Below are 21,492 nucleotides of genomic sequence, written 5' to 3' on the forward strand. Positions count from 1 at the left end.
TCTTGAGATAGACATGCGGTTGCAGTTGCACCATTCTACCTGCGGCGTCGACGCCTCGCACGATCCGCCCGGACTTTCCAGTGGCGCGGTGCCCGGTGTACCCGGGGACGCCGCAGGCCCAGATCCCGGTGCAGGATCCGGGGCCGTCGCAGACGGCGGGCGACCCACTCCCCGAAGGTCACCCCGGCAGCCAGGGCCGTCGCCGTGGCCAGTGCGATACCGAGACTGGACAGGCCGAGGACAAGCTGGTCGGACAGCAGTGAGTACATGCCCCGGTAGAGCGACAGACCGGGCAGCAGGGGGGTGATGGCAGAGATGGCGGTGATCTGCGGGGGGATGAGGTAGCGGCGCGACAGCAGGCCGCCGGCCAGTCCGATCAGCACAGCCACCGCACCTGCCGCGGACACGGAGTCCAGGCCCACCACCGGCATGGCCAGCTGGTGGACGGTGAATGCCACGAAAGTGGTGAAGGTGGCGACGACGAGGGCCCGTCTGTCGCAGAATTCGGCGACGCAGAAGAACGCCGCCGCACCGACGCCGCCCAGAATCCGCAGGGCCACGCCCCCGACACCGCCGAGGTCAGGCGTCGAGGTATCGATCGGGGGCAGGGTCATGCCGATTCTGCTCATCAGCTGGATACCCACGGCGACTCCGGCGATGATGCCGCCGGTCATGAGGACAGTCTCGAAGAAGCGTGCAGACGCGGTCACGGGGGCGCCGGTGACCCCGTCCTGGAGTGCCTGGACCAGGGTCAGACCGGCCAGCATCGCGACGATACATGCGGCTATCACCAGGGAGGGGGACAGACTGATGTGCAGCATCCGGGCGAAGTTGTAGGTCACCGCTGCGGGGACGGTCGCTATCACCCCGCCGATGACGTTCTGGAAGAACAACGGCAGGCGCCTGCCGCTGAGCCACATGTTCACCGCCATGATGATGGTGGTGGTCACCACCGAGATCACCGCGACGACCGGGCCTCCGCCGAGGAGCAGTGCGACGAACCCGGCGAAAACGCCCCAGGCCGGGGGCACCCACCGCAGCCGGTAGGGCAGGGGACTCCTCTCGATCTCCGTGACGATAGACGCCGCCTGCTCGACAGGTGTGGCACCGCCGACGATCGACCGGATCAGCCGGTCCACCTCGGTGAGGCGGGAGAAATCCGTGTTGAGAGCGTTCACGACCCGGAAAGTGATGACCGGAGGGTCGGCGTGGTCGGTGCTGCGGGTGTAGACCGTGATGGTGTTGAGGGTGATGTCGACATGGCAGCCGTACAGCCCGTAGGCGGAGGTGACGGCGAGGATCTGGGCCTTGGTGTCCGAATTGCCGGTACCCGAGCCCAGCAGGAGATCACCGATGCGCGCGGCGACGTCGGTGACCCTGTGGACGGCCAGGGGATCGGTCAGGTCCACAGGGGCCAGGGGTGACGGCGGGGGAGCCATCCGGATCGTGTCGATCGTCGATCTGTTTCCCCCTGCGAGCAGGTCGACTGCCGCGTTGCGCACGGAACGGGCCCGGGTGCGCATCCGGGTGACGATGCCGGTCATGTGGCCACCCTACGACACAGCCTCCGGGGGCTGACACACGGGAACGGTACCGGGCCTGCTAAAGTCTCCGACGGTGTTCTTTCACCCGCTGGAGTGGCGCAATCGGTAGCGCAACGGTCTTGTAAACCGTAGGTTGCGAGTTCAAGTCTCGTCTCCAGCTCAACTTCCCCGGTCGGAGCGTCGCAGACTCTCCGGACGGGGTTCTTTCGTGCGCCCAGGCTTATGTCCCGGGCGCACGGACCGATCACGTTCCGGTGTCCGACGGAACAGCGGACTTCTTCCGTGCCCCCGGTGCAGCTACTGGTCCGCGTCAGGCAAAGACACTGCGGGAAGACCCTGCGGGACGATGCCGCGGCAACATGCCTCTGGCGTGCACCTCAGGCAGGCCCGACAGTCAGGGACAGGTGGGGGACGGTCGGGGGGTGTACCGGGTGTCACTGACTGTGAGAGCCCGTCGGAGGGGAACATGTGCGCTTCCCGCGGTGTCACACCTACGGACCCCGCGCACCGACTCTCGGCGGAGCGTGTTCCACGTCCGGACAGTATGAAAGTACCGTGCGGAAACTAGTTTCCCTCAGAGGAGTATGATGGGCCGAAAGCTCAAAGTTGTCTCTGCGATTCTCACTGTGGCAGTGCTGTCGTCCTGTTCTGACCAGGGTCAGCTGTCTCCGGAACTGTACGCGGTACTGTCTGCCGCCGCGACTGCTGAACCGACTGCTCAACCGACTGCTGAACCGACTGTTGAGCCGGGTGGCGACCTCCCCACCACCGTCAGCTCCTCCTCCCCGGTCGACGACGACAGTATCCCCACGTTCGCGGAACACTTCTCCTCGGACAGGTACCAGGCTGACCTCCTCGGCGGAGCTGTGACCCAGGGCATGCAGGGTAAGGTCCGTGACTACACCGCCTTCCCCCTCACCACTCCCGGAGAGTCCCTCAACGTCATCAAGGCGGACACCGGGAAGCACTCCCTGTGCACTCTCGGTGCCCTCGCCGAGCGCTACGGGCAGCGGGTGCTGGTCACCGCCGGACACTGCGGTGTCGAAGGCTCCGTCTACCGGGACGACACCTCCCTCGGAGACCGGCGTATCGGCACGACGGTCGTCTCCGAGTACCGTGGAGACCCCGTCGGACCCACGTACACCGACGTCAGTGACTTCTCGATTATCAGCACCGCGGACAAGGGCGTCGGCTACGACCCCCGCATCGCCGGAAAGTACTCCGTCACCGGAGTCGCGGACTCCGACACCATCGAACCCGGCACTGAAATCTGCAAGTTCGGAAGCCGTACCGGGGAGACCTGCGGCGAGGTTCTCGCCCTGACGGACACGTACATCAGGGCCGGAACGTACAGTGTCGGCGGTGACTCCGGTTCCCCTGCGTACATCAGAACCGGTACGGACACCGTACTGCTGGTCGGGTTCCTCTCCAGCTCCCCGGGTGACTCCGACTATGTCACCGACTTCGCACTCGCGGACGCCATCTTCCTCAGGTACGGTCTGACGGTTCCCTGACCGGACCGCTCGGTGGTGCGGCGCACCCCGGGGACGCCACCCGACCGCCCTTCCGCGTTGTAGCCTCTGCTCATGGTGCAGACGGTGCTGGACAGGTTGAGAAGTGAGCTTCCCGCAGGGCAGGCACGCCGGGTTTTCGAGGATGTGGTGTCCGGGCGTCCTACCGTGTGGTCTCCGGACCGGTCGGGCGCGGTCGCGGGGGAGACTGTCCCTCCGGATCTGGTGGACGCCGCGGAGGACCGTTTCCGCTGGTTCGCCCCGTTGTTCGAGGAGTTTTTCCCGGAGACCGCGGGCACCGGTGGGATTCTCGAGTCTCCGTTGGTGAAGGTCGGGGCGCTTGCGGAGGCGTTGGACGGTCAGTTCGGTGGGGCGGGGTGGAGGGTGCCCGGGAACCTGTGGGTCAAGAGGGATGATGTCCTGGCGGTGAGCGGGTCGGTGAAGTCCCGGGGTGGGGTCCACGAGGTGCTGGAGACGGCGCTGGGGGCCGCCCGTGAACTGGGCGTGGACCTGGGGCGCGGTCCGGCCGTGTTCCTCGACCCCGAGGTTCGTGAGGTGATGTCGACCAGGCGGATTGTCGTCGGTTCGACCGGCAACCTGGGTATGTCGATCGGGTTGACGGGCGCGGCCCTGGGTTTCAGCGTCACCGTGCACATGTCGAGGGACGCCAGGCAGTGGAAGAAGGAGCGGCTGCGCGGTTCCGGGGTGGAGGTGGTCGAACACGGCACTGACTTCACCGGGGCGGTCCGGGCCGGACGTGCGGCCGCGGCAGCTGACCCGGACGCCCGTTTCATCGACGACGAAAGTTCACTCAGCCTCTTCGCCGGCTACGCGGTGGCGGGTCGCCGACTGGCGGGCCAGCTCGCCGCCCTGTCCGTCACCGTGGACGGGGCACACCCGCTGTACGTGTACCTGCCCTGCGGTGTGGGCGGTGCCCCGGGCGGAATCACCTGTGCACTGTCAAGCGTGTTCGGGGATGCGGTCCGCCCCGTCTTCGTTGAGCCGGTGGCTGCCCCGGCTTTCCTGCTGGGAAGGTTGACCGGCCGTGACGACGGGATCAGTGTCGCGGAGGTGGGGCTCAGCGGCCGGACCCTGGCCGACGGTCTGGCAGTGGGGCGTCCCTCCGGTCTCGTCGGGAAAGCTGTCGGGCATCTCGTGGACGCCTGTGTCACCGTCACGGACGATGATCTGCTGCGCACTCTCGCGCTGGCCCATGATGTCGCCGGGCTGAAGCTCGAGCCGTCCGCGTGCGCGGGACTCAGGGCCGCGGGAGCGGTCGGGCAGGGTCAGGTGCAGACGCAGGGTACCCACGTCGCCTGGTTGACCGGCGGTTCGCTCCTGCCGGAGGACGAGTTCGCTGCCCTGCTCGGGGAGGGCCGCCGGCTGCTTGCCGGCAATCCGCCGACAGGCGGCTGACACCCGTCAGTCGACGGGCCCGACCGGGGTCCCCTGCGTTGCGGGGGTGGTGCCGCGGGAGCGCACGGCGTCCTCCGGGTTGTCTGATTCGGCGACCTCTGTTCCGGCGAGCCGGCCGTTCCACACCTCCAGCACGGCCGGGTCGGTCGGCCTGGTCGCCAGGCTGACGACGATGTAGGTGACCAGGGCGGAGGCGAGTCCGAAGTAGATCGGTTCATTGGCGAGCACGTCGGTGAGCGCCATCGTCACAAGGGTGACCACGGTGCCGACTGCCATGGAGGCCAGTGCGCCGGCTCCGGTCGCACGCTTCCAGAAGAACCCGCCGAGGATGGCGACCAGCAGTCCTCCGACGAGAATGTCATAGGCGACTGTCAGGGCGGCGACCACGTCATCCATGAGCATGGCGATCACCGTGGCGATGACGCCGAGGCACAGGACCCACACCCGGTTCTTCCTGACGTCGCTCTCCGGGTCCACGACGGGCGCGGGGGTGGAGGAACGGTCGGTGAGGCGGCGCAGCAGGGGGACGATGTCGGTACGGCAGACGGTGGAGCAGGCGATGAGCGCGCCGGACGCCGTGGACATCATCGCCGCGACCGCCGCGGCGAGAACCAGGCCGGAGAGTCCGACCGGAAGGACCGTCTCCGCCATCGCGGCATAGACGTCGTCGTTGACCTCCATGCTGGGGAGGATCACCGCGCCGGCGGTGCCGATGAGCGCTCCGGCGACACCGTAGAGGAGGCAGTACACGCCGGCGGCGGTGCCGCCCCACTTGGCGGTGCCCGGGGTGCGTGCGGTGAAGACCCGCTGCCAGATGTCCTGCCCGATGAGCATGCCGAAGGTGTAGACGACGAAGTAGGTGATGATCGTCGCCCCGCCGATGCTCATGATGTCGAAGTGCGCCTCACCGGCGTCCCCGAGCTTCTCGACGATGCCGTCGTGTCCCCCGGCCCTGTGCCATGCGGCGGGCAGCAGCAGGAAGAACACGCCGACGGTCTTGATGATGAACTGGACCATGTCGGTGAGGGTGATCGACCACATCCCGCCGATGGTGGAGTAGATGATGACCGTGGCCGCGCCGATGATGATGGACACCCAGCGGGGGGTCTCGAACAGGACATTGAAGACGGTGGCGTAGGCGATGGTCGAGGTGACGGTGAGCATCAGGGTGTACAACGCCATGACGATCCCGGAGGCGCCGGTGGCGTTGACGCCGTAGCGCAGCTGGAGCACCTGGGCGACGGTGAACACGCGGAGTTTCTGGATGGGTCCGGCGAAGACGAGGCTGAGGACGATCACGCCGGTGGCGATGGCGATGACGAGCCACATGCCGGAGATCCCGTACCGGTAGCCCAGTCCGACCCCTCCGACGGTGGATGCGCCGCCGAGGACGACGGCGGCGAGGGTGCCGGTGTAGAAGACGGGTCCGAGGCGTCTGCCGGCGACGAGGTAGTCACTGGAGTTACGGGTCCTGCGTTTGCCCCAGAAGCCGAAGGCCAGCATACAGAGCAGGTAGGCGATGATGATGAGGATGTCGAGGGTCATGGTGGTGCACCTAACGGGTGTGGTCCGGGTGGTCAGGAAAGGTGGGTGGGGGCGAACATCTGCAGGGTCGCTCCGAGAACGACGACAGACGGTCCGGGGGTGGCGAGGGCTTCTGCGAGAGTGTCGCGGAGGTGTTCCGGGTCGGTGTGGCGGGCGGGGATTCCGAAGGCTCCGGCGAGGGCGACGAAGTCGGGTCGGGCGAGTTCGGTGGCGGTTGTCCTGTCGAAGGCGTCTGTCATGTACTCGCGGAGGATGCCGTATCCGCCGTCGTCGACGATGAGCCAGGTGACGTCCGCGTCGTGCTGTCTGGCGGCCGCGCGTTCGGCGATGCCGTACATCGCCCCGCCGTCACCGGAGACGGCGAGGGTGTGACGGCCGGAGCCGACGGCGGCCGCGAGGGCGGCCGGGAAGGCGAACCCCAGTCCGCCGGAGCCCTGGGCGGAGTGGAATCCACCTTCGCGGGGGTCCCAGGCCGACCACGCCCAGTAGGCGGCGATGGTCATGTCCCAGAAGGTGTCCGTGTCGGCGGGGGTGGCGGCGCGGATGTCGGCGAGGACGCCCTGCTCCGGTGCGAGGTCCTGGTCGGCGAGCCGTTGCCCGACCCGTTGCCTCAGTTCCGCGGCGACGGTGCTGCCGTCCCGGCGTGGTGTGTCGGCGGGCGTCTCGGCGGGCGTCTCGGCGAGTGCGTCGGCGAGTGCGTCGGCGAGGGCGTTGAGCGCTTCGCCGGCGTCGGCGGGGATCCCGAGCGACGGGTGGTTGGAGGACAGGACCCGGGGTTCGGCGTCGATCTGGATGAGGGTACCGCGCGGGCTGAGCGTGAAGTAGTTGCTGGTCACCTCGCCGAGTGAGGTTCCGACGGCGAGGAGGACGTCGGCATCCTCGAGCAGGTCTGTGGTGTACCGGTCCTCGATCCAGGATGCCGCACTGAGCGGGTGGTCGAAGGGGAACGCGCCTTTTCCTCCGACGGTCGAGACGACGGGGGCGTCGAGAGCTTCGGCGACGCGGCGCAGGCCCCCGCTCCCGGTGGGGGACCGGCGGACTCCTCCGCCGGCGAGGATGACAGGGCGTCGGGAGGACGCCAGCAGCCGCGCAGCTTCGGCGGTGAGCTCGGACCGTGCGGGCCGGGGTGTCGGCCGGGGCCGGATGTCGGTCACCGGGGGAATGTCGGCGGGGCCGAGGAGGACGTCCTCCGGGATCTCGACCCACACCGGTCCGGCGGGCGCGGTGGTCGCCACGGACCAGGCGTCGGTGAGGAGGGTGGGGATGTGGGAGGCGTCGCGGGCGACGGCGGTGTACCGGGTGACGTTCTGCGCGCTCTTCTGCTGGTCGTCGAGCTGGTGGAGGAGCCCGTTGCGGGTGCCTCCGAGACCGCGCCGGGGCACCTGGCTGGAGATGACGAGGACGGGTACGCCGGTGACGTAGGCCTCCTGCAGTGCTCCGAGTGTGGTCAGTGCCCCCGGTCCGGTGGAGACGAGGAGGACGCCCACCCTGCCGGTGGCCCGGGCGTAACCGTCGGCGTTGAAGGCGGAGTTGTTCTCCACCCGGGAGCTGATGAACCGGATGTCGCTGCGTCCCAGGGCGTCGAAGAGTCCGAGGGCGTGCTGTCCGGGTATGCCGAAGACGTCGGTGACGCCGAGACGTGTGAGTGTCTCGACGACGACGTCGCCGCCGGTGCGGGTGTGTTCGTTCATGGTGTGTCCTGGGTGGGCGTCGGGGTTGGGCGTCGGGGACGGGCTGTGGTTCTGTGTGCGTTCCAGGGCGTCCGCGACGGCGCGCGCCGGGGTGGTGACGTAGCTCCGGGCGGTGGCGGAGCTGTAGAACGCGGTGTGCGGGGTGACGGTGACGTCGTCCCGGTGGAGCAGGGGACTGTCCGGGGCCGGTGGTTCGTCCTCGAGGACGTCGAGGAAGGCCCCGGCGGTGTGGCCGCTGTCGAGGGAACGGATCAGCGCCTGCGCGTCGACGAGTTCCCCGCGGGAGACGTTGACGATGTGGGATCCGGCCGGCATGAGGGCCAGCGTGCGGGCGTTGACGGTGTGCCTGGTCTGTTCTGTCAGGGGCACGTGCAGGGTGAGGACGTCGGCACAGCGGAACAGGTCGTCGGGGTCGGTGACCCGGTCGATCCCCTCCGGCCAGGCGTCTGCGGGCAGGTAGGGGTCGTAGGCGGCGACGTGACCGAACAGGGGTCGGGCGTACCGGGCGTAGAGTCCGGCGATTCTGCCCATCCCGTATATCCCGACGGTGAGTCCGCTGATCCGGGGCGGGACGGGGATCCGGGTGAAATCCCATTCCGGTGCGGCTGCCCGGGCCTGCGGCAGTCGTCGCAGGAGGCTGAGGGTGCCGGCGAGCGCGTGGGTGGCGACATCTTCGGCGGACAGCGGGGGAAGCGTGTGGACCTCCACACCGCGTGCGGCGGCGGCTCGGGTGTCGATCTGGTCGGCTCCCATGGTGGTCGTGGCGATGACCCGGAGGTGGGGGAGTGCGTCGAGGGCGGTGGCGTCGATCCTGGCGAAGCTGACGATGAGCGCTTCGGTGTCCGCGGGTGCTCCGGCCGTGGCGTGGTCTGTGCCGGTGCCGGTGCCGGTGCCGGGCAAGGTCACCGAGTGACCTGCGGCGGTGAGCAGGTCGACGGCGGGCGTGACGTCAAGTCCTCCGGTGTCGGTGACGTGGACGTGTGCCATGGTCTCAGGCCTGCTCTGCGGCGCGTTCTTCGCTGCGCCGCAGCGCCAGCAGGGTGACGAGGTCGTAGGCGACGTGTGAGGCGGCGATACCGGTGATGTCGGCGTGGTCGTAGGCGGGGGAGACTTCGACGACGTCGGCGGCGACGATGTTGAGTCCCCGCAGACCGCGGAGGATCTCGAGGAGTTCCCGGCTGGTGATGCCGCCGGCTTCCGGGGTGCCGGTGCCGGGGGCGTGGGAGGGGTCGAGCACGTCGATGTCGACGGAGATGTAGACGGGGCGGGTTCCGATGCGGTCCCGGAGCTTGGCGATGATCTCGTCGACGCCCTGGCGGAAGACATCCGAGCTGGTGACGATGCCGAAGCCGAAGCGACGGTCGTCCTCGAGGTCACGCTTGCCGTAGAGGGGGCCGCGGGTGCCGACGTGGCAGAGTGCCTCGGTGTCGAGGATGCCCTCCTCGAAGGCCCGGCGGAAGGGGGTGCCGTGGGTGTACTCGGCGCCGAAGTAGGTGTCCCAGGTGTCGAGGTGGGCGTCGAAGTGCAGAAGTGCGACAGGTCCGTGGCGGCGGGCGGCGGCGCGCAGCAGGGGCAGTGCGATGGTGTGGTCACCGCCGAGGGGGATCAGCCGGGTTCCGTCCGAGGTGAGTCCGAAGGCTGCGTCTTCGACGGCGTCGACGGCTTCACGGATGTCGAACGGGTTGACGGGGATGTCTCCGGCGTCGGCGACCTGGACGAGTTCGAAGGGGGAGGCGTCCATGGCGGGGTTGTAGGGGCGCAGCAGGCGGGAGGATTCACGGATGTGGGTCGGCCCGAACCGGGTTCCGGGGCGGAAGGAGACGCCGGTGTCGAAGGGGACGCCGGCGAGCACGATGTCTGCGTGGTCTACCTGGTCCAGGCGTGGCAGTCGGGCGAAACCGTCGCGGCCGCTGTAGCGGGGGACTCTGGAACTGTCGACGGGACCGATGTGAGTGGACAAGGGAACAACCTCCGAAGTTGCCTAACGGGAAACAGATGATGTCTGACAGTAAGCCTGACAGGGGCGAAATTAGTAGAGGTGCATCACACTGTCAAGAGGGAATGTCGTGCGTCACATCATGTGGAAACGACGAATAGACCGGGGGTTTCCCGGCCTCGTGAACTGAAAATAGGCAGGGTTGTTTACCCCGGTGTTCCGGAAATGTGTCCGGGAGGTTAGAGATCGGGAGGTCAGAGCTTGCGTCAGAGCTTCCACAGTGCCGGGACGAGGACCCAGATGACCTCGGCGCCCCCGGGGCTGGCGACCGACCAGCTGTGCGGTTCGGTCCCCTTGAATGTGGCGGTGTCGCCGGGGCCGAGGCGCCAGCTGTCCCCCGAGAAGATGGCGTCCACCTCTCCGCTGAGCACGTGCATCAGCTCCACGTCCGCAGACAGGGAGTAGAGCTCGTCGCCGGAGCGTCCCTCCGGACCGATGGTGGAGCGGATCACCTGCACCCGGGACTCGTGCCGCGGAGAGATCAGCCGCTCCTCGGCATCGATGCCCCCGAGCTCGAGGTGCGGGCCTTCGCCGGCCCTGACGACCTGGACCTCCAGCGGTTCGAACAGGGAACCGATCTGGATCGAGAGCACGTCACACAGTTCCACGAGGGTGTTGAGACTCGGGGAGACCTGGTCGCGCTCGATCCTGGAGATGAACCCCTTGGTCAGGCCGCTGACCTTGGCGACGTCGTCGATGGTGAGGTAGCGGGCCTTCCGGATGGCGCGGAGCCGGGCACCGATCTCGATACGGCGGTTCTCCGGTTCCAGTGGCAGTGAGCGCATTGGACCATGGTCTCACATCTGCAGCGCAGGACGGTGGAGGTCACTCCCGGGGCCGTCTGCGGTCGAGATCTCCGTGTTCGACGAGTTTTTCGGGGTCTTCGACGTACTCCGCCTCCACCGACTGCATGATGAACGGCTTGCCGTGGTGCTCCTCCACACCCTCGTGCACGGAGTTCTCCAGGACCACCCGAGCCAGGTCGTAGTGGATGACCATGGGGTCGCGGGAGAGGTCCCGCCACAGGCTGACGCACAGCAGGAGCAGCACGAACAGGAAGGGGACGGAGGAGACGATGGTGATGTTCTTCAGTCCGGTGAGGGCGGCGGAGGGGTCGTCTCCTCCGGCGAGCAGCATGGCCGCCGCGACCGCTCCGGTGGCCACACCCCAGAAGATGACCGTCCTGCGGGAGGGGTCCACCGCACCGTTCTCGGACAGTCCGCCCATCACTATGGAGGCGGAGTCGGCGCCGGTGACGAAGAAGATGGCGATGAGGAGCACGGTGATCACCGTGACGACGGTGAGGACGGCCCCGGGCAGGCCGAGCTGCCTGAGCATGTCGAACAGGACGGTGTCGAAGTTGATGTCCCCGCCTTCGGCCTCCTTCGACAGCATCGCCGAGACGTCACCGGCCCGTTCCGCCCGTTCCTGCAGTCCGATCGCCCCGCCGCCGAAGACGGCGAACCAGATGAGGGAGACGACGGAGGGGACGATGAGGATGCCGGCGACGAACTGGCGGATGGTCCGTCCGCGGGAGATCCTGGCGATGAAGATGCCCACGAAGGGGGTCCAGGAGATGAACCAGGCCCAGTAGAACACCGTCCACCCTGACATCCACTCCTTGAGTTCGGGCTGGTCGTCGGAGGGGGTGCGGGACGCCATGTGCGGCAGCTGGTCGATGAAGTTGCCGACCGTCTGCGGGATGATGTTGAGGATGAACAGGGTCGGCCCGCCGATGAAGACGAGGACCGCCAGCAGCAGTGCCAGCACCATGTTGATGTTCGACAGCCACTGGATGCCCCGGGAGATTCCGGAGGCGGCGGAGGCGACGAAGCATGCGGTGAGGATCGCGATGATGAGGATGAGCAGGGAGTTGCCGACGGAGTCGGCGATGCCCGCGGAGACGATTCCGCCTCCGATCTGCAGTGCGCCCAGGCCCAGGGAACAGGCGGACCCGAAGAGGGTGGCGAGGATGGCGAGGATGTTGATCGCCCGTCCTCCGGGGCCGTTGACGACGCCGCGGCCGAACAGCGACTCGAACATCGAGGAGAACAGCTGGGTGCGGCCGAGCCGGAAGGTCCCGTAGGCGATTCCCAGGCCGACGAGCGCGTACATCGCCCAGGGGAACAGTGACCAGTGGAACAGGGCGGTCCCCATGGCTGTGACCCCGGCCTCGGGGGTCTGGGCGGCGACGGTGTCCGGGGGAGGGGACATGTAGAAGAAGAGGGGTTCCCCGACTCCGTAGAACACCAGTCCGATGCCCATGCCGGTGGCGAACATCATCGAGATCCACGACAGGGTCCGGTACTCGGGGGGTTCGCCGTTGCGGCCCAGCGGTATCCGTCCCCGTCGTGACAGTGCGACGACGAGGATGAACAGGGTGATGACTGCGGCTGCGATGACGAAGAGCCAGCCGAGTTTCGACACTGTCCAGTCGAGCATGGAGGAGGCGACGGAGCCGAGGCTGTCGGGGGAGGTGAACCCCCAGATGACGAAGGCTACGGCGAGTACGGCGGCGAAGCCGAAGACCCAGGGGTCCAGTCGGGGTGGAAGTCGGAAAGGGCGTCGTCGTCTGGACCGGCGCAGTTCATCGAGCAGTTCGGCGGTTTCCTGGTGGGACATGGCGGTCTTCTCTCCGTGGGTGTCTCATCGTAAAGCGCAACGGGTTGCACTCTACGCAACTCCGGTAAGGTTTTTCACGTTATGGGACACTCAGCCGGGTCGCACCCCGGGGATGGCCACCCAGGGTAAAAGCCACGTAAAACCTCAGGTGACGACGGTGCTACCTCGCCAACCGCAGGAGCAGGGCGACACCTGCCAGCAGCACCAGCGCGATGCCCAGAATCCCCGCCCTGTCACTGCCGGAAACCCCGGTGAACAGGGCGAAGGCTGCCGGAGCCAGCCAACTCACCGCCCGCCCCGTGGTGGCGTAGAGACCGAACATCTCCCCCTCCCGCCCGGGCGGGCACATCCGCGACAGACACGACCGGGACGCCGACTGTGCCGGTCCGACGAACAGGCAGAGGACGAGCCCGAACACCCAGAACATGGCGGGACCGTCGACGAGGAAGAGCACCAGGGCGTCCGCCACCATCAGCACCAGCGACACCGCGATGACCGGCACCGGTCCCACCCGGTCGTCGACCCGGCCGGCCACCAGTGCGCCCACTGCAGCGACGACATTGGCACCCACACCGAAGAGGAGCACATCAGAGTCGGACAACCCGTAGACGGACACCGCGAGGATCGCACCGAAGGTGAACACGCCGGCCAGACCGTCACGGAAGACCGCTGAGGCGACGAGGAACCACACCGCCCGGCGGTCGGTGCGCCACAGCATCCCGAGGTCACGGAAGAGTGCACGGTAGGAGTCCCGCCACCCGACACCCGCCGCACCACCCACGGTGGCGGGCACCTCGGGGATACGACGGAACAACGGGAGGGACGCCACGAGGAACCACACCGCCGCGAACAGTGCGACAGCGCGCACATTCCACCCGTCCTCGACCGGGAGGCCCAGGAGCCCGCGCGTGTCACCCTCGCCGGCGATGAAACCGACGTAGCACAGGAGCAGGAGGATGATCCCGCCGAAGTAGCCCATCGCCCACCCGAAACCGCTGACCCTGCCGACGGTCCCGGGAACCGAGACCTGGTTGAGCATCGCGAAGTAGCCGACCTCGGCGAACTGGAAGGTCACCGAGGCGACCGCCATGACGGTCACCCCGAACCAGAAGTAGCCGGGCGCGTCGTCACCGACGACGACGAGGACCGCCATGAGGGCCACCGTGACGAGGGTCCAGGTCCGCACCGCCCGTCGTCGCCGGCCCCGGGCGTCAGAACGGCGTCCCACCACCGGTGCGGTCAGAGCGATGACGGCCCCGCCCAGCGCCATGGCCACGCCGTACCAGGTCGAGGCACCGACCGTGCCGGAGACCGAGTCCCCCACCGAATCCGTGAGATACACCGAGAAGATGAAGGTCACCAGGACGGCGTTGAAGGCCGCCGAACCGAAGTCCCAGAAAGCCCAGGCGGTGACGGTCCGACGGTCGGTGCGGTGGACGGACGACACTACAGCGTCTGCGGCGGGGGCGGGTGCGCTCATGGTCACGAGAATACGGCGTCCGCCGTGGACACCCCCGCCTCTTCCCCGTGTTCCGTCGGTACCCTGTCCCCCCACCGGCTAGAGTTGAGCCGTGCAATCACGGTGGAGGCTGGAACCCGGGACCCTGTACGACGACCTGGCGGACAGGGTCGCCGCCGGCGTCATGTCCCGCTACTCGACCTCCTTCACCCTCGCCACAAGGCTCCTCGGCCGGCCGGTGCGGCGTGACATCCGCAACCTCTACGCGGTGGTCCGTGTCGCCGACGAGATCGTCGACGGTGCCGCGACCACGGCAGGCGAATCCCCGCAGCGTGTCCGGGAACTGCTCGACGCGTACGCGCAGGCGGTGACATCCGCCCCCGGACGCAGTTTCCACACCGACCCGGTGCTCCACGCCTGGGCGGGGACGGCGCGGCGCTGCCGGCTGGACCCCGCCGACATGGAGGCCTTCTTCACCTCCATGCGAAGTGACCTCGACCCGGTCGTGCACGACAGGCGGTCCCTGGCGTCCTATATCCACGGGTCCGCGGAGGTCATCGGCCTGATGTGCCTGGACATCTTCATCACCCACGGTTCGGTCACGGCTGACCGGGACTGGCTGCGTGAGGGGGCGTCATCGATGGGGTCGGCGTTCCAGAAGATCAACTTCCTGCGTGACATCGGCGCGGACACCTCCGTCCTGCACCGCAGCTACCTGCCCGAACCGTTCACCGGGGACGCCAGGGACCGGCTTCTCGACGAATGCTCCGACGAACTCGACGTCGGATGCACCCGGATCCCCGCCCTGCCCGTCGGCGCGAGGGCGGGCGTCGCCGCGGCCGCGGCACTGTACCGGGAACTCCTCGACCGCCTGCGTGCCACGCCCGTCGACGATCTCACCGGCCCCCGCGCGGTCCGGGTGAGCGTCCCGGCACCGGTGAAGGCCCTGGTCACGGCAAAGGCTGCGGGAAGGGCGGTGCTGTCGTGACGGCCCGGGGCAGCGGAGACCCTGTCCGTGTCGTCGTGGTCGGCGGAGGAGTCGCAGGGCTGGCCACCGCGGGACTCCTGTCCCGCCACGGGTACTCCGTAACCCTCCTGGAAAGGAACGACGACCTCGGAGGCCGGGCAGGGTCGCTGACGACACCCTGGGACGGCGGGACCGCGTTCCGGTGGGACACCGGCCCGAGCTGGTACCTGATGCCCGAGGCGTTCGACCGCTTCTACTCCCTCATGGGGACGGACACCGCCCACGAACTCGACCTGGTGGACCTGTCCCCGGGCTACCGGGTGCTGTCGGAGGGACTTCCCCCCGTCGACGTGCCGGTGGGGGAGGACCCTGTCGCCGACCTCTTCGAGTCCCTGGAACCGGGCGCGGGCCACGAGGTCCGCCGCTACCTCAGGGAGGCGGGGGACACCTACCGTACCGCCGTCGACCGTTTCCTCTACACCAGCTACACCTCCCCGGCACCGTTCCTCGCACCCGAGGTGCTGAAACGTTCAGGACGCCTCGCCCGGCTGCTCACCGGCTCCCTGGAGAACCTGGTGGACCGGAGGTTCAACGACCGGCGGCTGCGCCAGATCCTGTCGTACCCGGCGGTGTTCCTCTCGTCCAGGCCCTCGGCGCTGCCCGCCATGTACCAGCTGATGAGCTACACCGACCTGGTCCAGGGGGTGAAGTACCCGGTGGGCGGTTTCGCCGCCGTCGTCGACTCCCTCCACCGCCTGGCCGTCGGCAACGGTGCACAGGTTCGGACCGGGGCGGAGGTGACGTCCGTCAGGACCGACCGGCCCCGGGCCAACCCCCTTCGCCGGGTGCCGGGTCTCGGCCGGATCTGGCCGGCCCGGGCCCGGGCGACGGGCGTGGAACTGGCGGACGGCACCGTGGTGCCCGCCGATGTCGTCGTCAGTGCGGCCGACCTGCACCACACCGAGACCACCCTGGTCCCGGAGGGACTGCGCACCTACCCGGAGAGGCACTGGGGGAAGGTGGACGCCGGGGTGGGTGCCGTGGTCGTGATGCTGGGCGTCCGCGGGGCACTGCCGGAACTCGCGCACCACACACTCATCTTCAGCAGGGACTGGGGACCCGACTTCGCCGCCGTGTTCGACGGCGGCGGCACCCCGGCCGGGCAGGGGGTCTCGCAGTCCGTGTACGTGTCCAGGCCGTCTGCCACGGATCCGGCCGTGGCCCCCGACGGGTACGAGAATCTCTTCATCCTGGTCCCCGCGGCCGCGGATCCCTCGCTGGGCCACGGCGACCACGCCGGGGAGGGGTCCGTGGAATCGGCAGGGGTGGCGCGGATCGCGGACCGGGTCACCGAACTGGTGGCCGACCGTGCGGGAATCCCGGACCTGGCGTCCCGGGTGGTGGTCCGCCACACCCTGGGGCCGGCGGACTTCGCCGACAGGTACAACTCCTGGCACGGCTGGGCACTCGGACTGGCGCACACCCTGCGGCAGTCGGCGTTCCTGCGGGGGACGAACCGGTCACGGGCGGTGTCGAACCTGTTCTACGCCGGGTCGACGACCACCCCCGGCGTCGGCGTGCCGATGTGTCTCATCAGCGCGGAAAACGTCCTCGAGAGGCTGGAGACAGGGCGGGAGACACCCGGCCGGGCCCCGTTGCCGGACAGTTCCGGTTCTAGTAGATGAAGACTTCGTCGCCGGGTTCCAGGGCGTCGAAGAAGGCCACCGCATCCGGCCCGGACAGGTGGATGCAGCCGGCCGACTCGACGTCGGGGTCACCCTCGTGGAAGGCGTGCCCGGAGTTGGTGAAGTACACGGAGTACGGCATGGGGGCGTTGTTGAACTCCCGGCTGACCTCGTCGCGGACCTTGTAGGTGACGTGGAAGGTCCCGCGCGGGGTTTCGGTGTCCGCCCCGGGTGCGCCGGAGGAGATGTAGACGGGACCGTAGACGGTGTTCCCGCCGTCCTGCAGCCAGGCCCGCCTGCCGTCGAGGTCGACGCAGGCGTCCGCGGTCACAGGGCACGGGGTCGAGGAGGTGTCGTTCCAGGCGTCCCTGCGGGACTGCTCCGCCGTGGCGGCGTCGGCGGCGGCACGGGCCGCGGCACGGTCGGCCTCACGCTGGGCGAGGGCCCCGGGGGCGACGGCGTCGGTCAGGTCGGTGACGCCCTGACCGTAGACGTCACGCACCTCCTGCGGGATCTCGGGGACTGTGTCGAGGGCGTCGAGGGTGTCGAGCGCCGCGAGGGCACTGTCGTGGGCGTTGAGCGCGCCGTCGGTGATCCCGGCACGGAGATCGTCGACGGGGTCAGCGGCCGCGGGCCCGGCACCGAGCCCGGCGAGGGCGGCGGCCGAGGCGCCGGCGAGCGCGATGCTCCGGCGGGTCCGGGTGGTCACAGTCTGCGCAGTGGTCGCGCGGTGGCGTCCGCGGTAGGTGTAGTTGTTCGTCACGGCGACAATTCTACCTGCCGGCCCCGCCGTCCACGGGATTTCCCGACCTACCGGGGAACACGTGGCAGTTCCACAGGTAAAATACAGCGGCATTGCACCTGATTTCCGGACTGCCTCCCCAGACTAGGACCCATGACCGTGCCCCTGACCCACCAGAACCACCAGAATGTCTCCGCCCACGGCACCCGGGTGCTCGTCGTCGACGATGAAGCCAACATCGCCGACCTGATCAAGGCCCGCCTCGAGTTCCAGGACTTCGAGGTCCGCACCGCCAACGACGGTGCCACGGCACTGGGGATAGCCCGTGAGTTCCACCCCGACGCCTACATCCTCGACGTCATGATGCCCGGCATGGACGGGTTCACCCTCCTCAACAGGCTGAGAGAAGCCGGTGACGACGCCCCGGTCCTGTTCCTCACCGCGAAGGACGCCGTCGACGACCGGATCCACGGCCTCACCCTCGGCGCGGACGACTACGTCACCAAGCCTTTCGCCCTCGAGGAGGTCATCACCCGGCTGCGGGTCATCCTGCGCCGCGTACAGCCGGAGGAGAAGGAGGACGAGTCCCTCATCACCTACGCCGACCTGACACTCTCCGACGACATGCACGAGGTGACGAAGGCGGGGAAGGTCGTGGACCTGTCGCCGACGGAGTTCAAGCTCCTGCGCTACCTCATGATCAACGCCGAAGTGGTGGTCTCCAAGGCCAAGATCCTCGACGCGGTGTGGGAGTACGATTTCGGCGGTGACGGCAACGTCGTGGAGTCCTACGTCTCCTACCTGCGACGCAAGATCGACACCCGGGACCCGCGACTGATCCACACCGTCCGTGGTGTGGGCTACGTCCTGCGTCTTCCGCGGAACTGACCCGGCAGACGACAGGACTACCGACGGGAGCTTGACTTTTGGCGAGTACCAGAGCCGGCGGCAGATCCGGTATCCGTTCCGGCGTGCGGGAAGGCACCCGGCGGCGGTACCCCGGGGTCTTCCTGTCCCATTTTCCGCTGAGGGTGTCGCTCGTCATCGTGATGACGACCCTCGCCGCCCTCGGTCTCGCCGTCTCCGGTGCCGTCGTGACCGGGATGATGCAGCAGTTCCTCGTCAACCGGGTCGATGAGCAGCTCACCACCGCGACACGCGAGTGGGCCAACCGTCCCACCGACTCCTCCCTCGGCGACTCCGCCACGGGCAGCGACACCCAGCCCGGGCCCTCGCGTCCGCCCAGCCAGTTCTACGTCAGCATCATCGACAGGGGCACCACGGTCTACGTCAACATCCCGGCGTCCTGGACCTCAGCTCCGGACGTGTCCAGTCTCACGGAGGAGACCCCGCCGGTCACGGTCCCCGCCAGGGAAGGTTCCTCGTCGATGACACCGTGGCGCGCCGCCGCGGTGATCAACGAATCCGGGTCCGTGACAGTCGTGGCACTGCCGATGGAGGGCGAGTTCCACATCATGAGCCAGCTGATCGTGGTGCTGGTGACCATCGGGCTGGTGGTACTGGTGCTTCTCGTCGTGGCGAGCCTCTACCTGATACGACGGGCCCTGCAACCGCTGTACCTGGTGGAACGGACAGCGGGACGGATCGCCAAGGGGCAGCTCGACGAACGTGTCCCCGAATGGTCCCCCAACACCGAGGTCGGCCGGCTGTCGGGGGCACTGAACCGGATGCTCGCCCAGATCCAGGGCGCGTTCATCGCGATGAACAACTCCGAACGCCAGGCGCGTGAGGCCGAGGCGTCGATGCGCAGATTCATCGGGGACGCCTCCCACGAGCTGCGGACCCCGCTGACCAGTGTCCGCGGCTACGCAGACCTCTACAAGTCCGGTGCCACGAAAGACGCCGACATGGTCATCGACCGGATCTCCTCGGAGGCGGGGAGGATGAGCCTGCTGGTCGAGGACCTTCTCACCCTGGTGCGGATGGACGAGGGCCGTCCCATGCGCCGCGACCCGGTCGACCTGCTGGACCTGGGCGTCGCCGCGGTCGAGAATGCGCGCGCCGGTTTCCCGGGCCGGGAGATCACCCTCGTCAACGGGACCGGGTCGATTCCGTTGACCATCGGTGACTCTGACCGTCTGCACCAGGTCATCGGCAACCTGCTGACCAACGCCCTCAGACACGGCGGTGAGGACGCCCGGGTCACACTCACACTCACCAGGTCCCCCGCCGGGACTGAACCGGCGACCGTCGGATTCGACGTGACCGACGACGGGGCGGGCATTCCCGCCGCCGACGTCCCCCACCTCTTCGAACGGTTCTACCGGGCCGACGTGTCACGCTCGAGAGCCTCAGGAGGTTCGGGACTCGGCCTCTCCATCGTGAAGAGCCTGGTGGAGGCTCACGGCGGGACCATCACGGTGGAAAGTGAACTCGGTGAGGGAACCACCTTCCGGGTCCGGCTGCCCGCCGCCGCGGAAATGCTCGACGACAGGGACATTGAAGACCTCGAGGACCTCGGTGACTCCGGGGACCTCGGTGACGCCGGGGACCTCGGGGACACAGGCGGCCGCAGCTAGACCCCGGCACCCTGTCACCCTGGCACCCTGTCACCCCAGCACCCCGGCGACCAGTTCACCGACCTCCCGGCTGTAGGGCAGGTTCTCGTGGGCGGTCCCCGTGACGGTGAGGACACGTACCGGACCGCGGTGGGCGGGCACCCCGCTGACCGGGTCGTCGGACAGGAAGGCCCGGGCCCGGTCGACCGGGACGATCCGGTCGGCCGTCGACAGGACCTGCACCACCGGCACTGTGGAGCGACGGGTGTAGTCCAGCACAGCGGCGAGCGCGGGCGACCCCACAAGGTTGTCCGACCAGGCGGGAACCGGAAGAGGTAGCCGGGCAGGCAGGAACCGTGGGCGACACACGCCACGGAAATTGCCGGCGATACCGACCACCCTGCCGACCTTCCCACGGAGATCAGGGGTGCCGGACGCCGCGAGTGCGATGAGTCCGCCCTGGGAATGACCCACCAGGTCGACCCTGCCGGCGTCCGCGACGATCCCGGTGAGCAGGGCGCGGACGCGGGTGAAACTGGTGCGGAGACCGGTGGTGCCGTGGTGGCCGTAGGACACCGAGAGCACGGGGTGACCCGCTGCACGGAGAGCAGGGACCACTCCGGTGAAGTTGCTGCGGGACCCGGCAGCCCCGTGGACCAGCACCACCGGGCGGGTGGAGGGGTCGTCACTGCGCGGGTAGGGGCGCCGGTGAGGCGACTCCTCCCAGGCGTCGTCGGGGAGACGGTCGAGGAGCCGGCCGATCCAGGGAACACGTTCAGGGTCAGTCACGGCACCTACTGTGCCACGCGCGCCCCGACAGTCATCCGAGACCCGCGACCAGGACCTCATGGACGATGCGCTGCACCTCCGGGTCGGAGGGCATCTCGTTGTGCAGCACACGCCCGGCCCCCAGGTCCTGTACATAACGGTTCGTCACCTCGGTCTCTCCGCCGCTGTCCCCGGTGAGGAACCCCGACTCCGGGGGGACCACCGTCGTGTCCACCCTCGTCACCAGACAGGTGTAACGCACCCCCGGCCGGGTCTCCGGCGAATACGACAGGTCGTTGAGCAGGGGGGAACCGACCACCTGCTGCATCCCGGCGACCCCCATCATCCGGACCACCGTCGCCTCGGCGACCTTCGCCGCCAGCTCATTGGTGGACAGCAGGGACGTCAGCTGCGCGTTCAACGACGTACCGTGGTGGGGGGCCGACAAGGTGACGAGGTGATGGACCCGGTCGTCGAAGCCCATCTCGTTGATGAGGTAGCGCGACAGAAGCCCACCCTGGGAATGGGCGACAATGTCAACCTTCTCCGCCCCCGTGGCCCGCAGCACCTGGTTGATGTACGCGCCCACGTCGATCGCCGACTGGCGGATCTCACCGGTACCGTGGCGTCCGTAGTCTGGGGCGAAGACCACGAAACCGTCGTCACGCAGTCGGGTGACGAGGTTCTGCCACACCGCCTTCGAGGAAATGGTGCCGTGCACCAGAACGACCGGCCAGGGACGACGGTCGACAGGCCGGGCCCACCAGAGGTCGTCGACGTAGCCGGCGAAACTCTGCCGCGCGCCGATGGGCACGGCGTCCTCACCCGGCGGGGCGGGGGCCAGCTTCACCAGCCGGGAGGTGAAACCCAGGGTGTTGCGCAACCCGTCGGAGAACGAGGCGAGCTGCTCAGACCAGGAATGCTGGCCAGGGTCGGCGGCCTCGGCGGCCGCAGCGGCGGTGAGAGCGTCGATGTAGGAGGTCAGGTCCTCAGGGACCCCGTCACTGTTCCCGTTGTCCTTCACGGT

16 protein-coding genes and 1 tRNA gene are annotated in these 21,492 nt (G+C 68.3%); 7 read left to right on the forward strand and 10 right to left on the reverse strand.

Features of this window, described 5'->3' with window-relative positions:
• Positions 1 to 35: 35 nt before the first annotated feature.
• Positions 36 to 1,544 (reverse strand): threonine/serine exporter ThrE, encoded by a 1,509-nt coding sequence (thrE, locus tag E0E18_RS11530; RefSeq protein ID WP_066585177.1) that lies wholly within the window; start codon positions 1,542 to 1,544, stop codon positions 36 to 38.
• A gap of 87 nt (positions 1,545 to 1,631) precedes the next feature.
• On the opposite strand from thrE, the gene E0E18_RS11535 reads away from it, so the two are divergent.
• The 3 genes from E0E18_RS11535 to E0E18_RS11545 all read left to right on the forward strand — a co-directional run bounded on the left by E0E18_RS11535 (position 1,632) and on the right by E0E18_RS11545 (position 4,471).
• Positions 1,632 to 1,704: transfer RNA gene (locus E0E18_RS11535), tRNA-Thr, on the forward strand.
• Between the two features lie 424 nt (positions 1,705 to 2,128).
• Entirely contained in the window at positions 2,129 to 3,058 is a 930-nt protein-coding gene (locus E0E18_RS11540) for a hypothetical protein (protein ID WP_202616740.1), read from the forward strand.
• A gap of 72 nt (positions 3,059 to 3,130) precedes the next feature.
• Positions 3,131 to 4,471 carry a D-serine ammonia-lyase gene (locus E0E18_RS11545; protein ID WP_130840930.1) on the forward strand — a complete coding sequence of 447 codons (1,341 nt, stop codon included), beginning with the start codon at positions 3,131 to 3,133 and terminating at the stop codon, positions 4,469 to 4,471.
• Positions 4,472 to 4,477: 6 nt separating this feature from the next.
• Here E0E18_RS11545 and E0E18_RS11550 read toward each other — a convergent pair whose 3' ends face one another.
• The 6 genes from E0E18_RS11550 to E0E18_RS11575 all read right to left on the reverse strand — a co-directional run bounded on the left by E0E18_RS11550 (position 4,478) and on the right by E0E18_RS11575 (position 13,805).
• Positions 4,478 to 6,016, reverse strand: a complete 1,539-nt coding sequence (locus E0E18_RS11550; protein WP_130840932.1) for a sodium:solute symporter family protein — start codon at positions 6,014 to 6,016, stop codon at positions 4,478 to 4,480.
• Between the two features lie 32 nt (positions 6,017 to 6,048).
• Positions 6,049 to 8,694, reverse strand: a complete 2,646-nt coding sequence (locus E0E18_RS11555) for an NAD(P)-dependent oxidoreductase (RefSeq protein ID WP_130840934.1) — start codon at positions 8,692 to 8,694, stop codon at positions 6,049 to 6,051.
• Positions 8,695 to 8,698: 4 nt separating this feature from the next.
• A complete protein-coding gene (gene speB, locus E0E18_RS11560; RefSeq protein ID WP_130840936.1) occupies positions 8,699 to 9,667 on the reverse strand; it encodes an agmatinase in 969 nt (322 codons plus the stop codon).
• A 242-nt stretch (positions 9,668 to 9,909) separates the two neighbouring features.
• Positions 9,910 to 10,488, reverse strand: coding sequence for a helix-turn-helix domain-containing protein (locus E0E18_RS11565; RefSeq protein WP_110481966.1), 579 nt, complete (start codon positions 10,486 to 10,488; stop codon positions 9,910 to 9,912).
• A 40-nt stretch (positions 10,489 to 10,528) separates the two neighbouring features.
• Positions 10,529 to 12,325: a BCCT family transporter gene (locus E0E18_RS11570; protein ID WP_130840938.1), complete on the reverse strand. Its 1,797-nt coding sequence runs from the start codon at positions 12,323 to 12,325 to the stop codon at positions 10,529 to 10,531.
• Between the two features lie 160 nt (positions 12,326 to 12,485).
• Positions 12,486 to 13,805 carry an MFS transporter gene (locus E0E18_RS11575; protein WP_078057229.1) on the reverse strand — a complete coding sequence of 440 codons (1,320 nt, stop codon included), beginning with the start codon at positions 13,803 to 13,805 and terminating at the stop codon, positions 12,486 to 12,488.
• 91 nt (positions 13,806 to 13,896) lie between these two features.
• On the opposite strand from E0E18_RS11575, the gene E0E18_RS11580 reads away from it, so the two are divergent.
• Together E0E18_RS11580 and crtI are read left to right on the forward strand one after the other, a co-directional pair.
• Positions 13,897 to 14,772, forward strand: coding sequence for a phytoene/squalene synthase family protein (locus tag E0E18_RS11580; protein ID WP_237559761.1), 876 nt, complete (start codon positions 13,897 to 13,899; stop codon positions 14,770 to 14,772).
• A complete protein-coding gene (gene crtI, locus E0E18_RS11585; RefSeq protein ID WP_130840940.1) occupies positions 14,769 to 16,436 on the forward strand; it encodes a phytoene desaturase family protein in 1,668 nt (555 codons plus the stop codon). The genes E0E18_RS11580 and crtI overlap by 4 nt, the downstream gene beginning before the upstream one ends.
• Here the strand turns inward: crtI and E0E18_RS11590 are convergent.
• Positions 16,426 to 17,199 carry a L,D-transpeptidase gene (locus tag E0E18_RS11590; protein ID WP_237559762.1) on the reverse strand — a complete coding sequence of 258 codons (774 nt, stop codon included), beginning with the start codon at positions 17,197 to 17,199 and terminating at the stop codon, positions 16,426 to 16,428. The two genes, crtI and E0E18_RS11590, sit on opposite strands and share 11 nt — an antisense overlap.
• Before the next feature lie 132 nt (positions 17,200 to 17,331).
• On the opposite strand from E0E18_RS11590, the gene E0E18_RS11595 reads away from it, so the two are divergent.
• Complete coding sequence (locus tag E0E18_RS11595; protein WP_066585211.1) at positions 17,332 to 18,066, forward strand: response regulator transcription factor; 735 nt, start codon at positions 17,332 to 17,334, stop codon at positions 18,064 to 18,066.
• Between the two features lie 161 nt (positions 18,067 to 18,227).
• Positions 18,228 to 19,718 (forward strand): sensor histidine kinase, encoded by a 1,491-nt coding sequence (locus E0E18_RS11600; RefSeq protein WP_419866064.1) that lies wholly within the window; start codon positions 18,228 to 18,230, stop codon positions 19,716 to 19,718.
• A gap of 30 nt (positions 19,719 to 19,748) precedes the next feature.
• Here the strand turns inward: E0E18_RS11600 and E0E18_RS11605 are convergent, their stop codons facing one another.
• Positions 19,749 to 20,486: an alpha/beta hydrolase family protein gene (locus E0E18_RS11605; protein WP_237559763.1), complete on the reverse strand. Its 738-nt coding sequence runs from the start codon at positions 20,484 to 20,486 to the stop codon at positions 19,749 to 19,751.
• 31 nt (positions 20,487 to 20,517) lie between these two features.
• Positions 20,518 to 21,489, reverse strand: a complete 972-nt coding sequence (locus tag E0E18_RS11610; RefSeq protein ID WP_237559764.1) for an esterase/lipase family protein — start codon at positions 21,487 to 21,489, stop codon at positions 20,518 to 20,520.
• Positions 21,490 to 21,492: the final 3 nt, after the last annotated feature.

This window comes from Corynebacterium neomassiliense, assembly GCF_900626215.1.
Lineage (GTDB): Bacteria > Actinomycetota > Actinomycetes > Mycobacteriales > Mycobacteriaceae > Corynebacterium > Corynebacterium neomassiliense.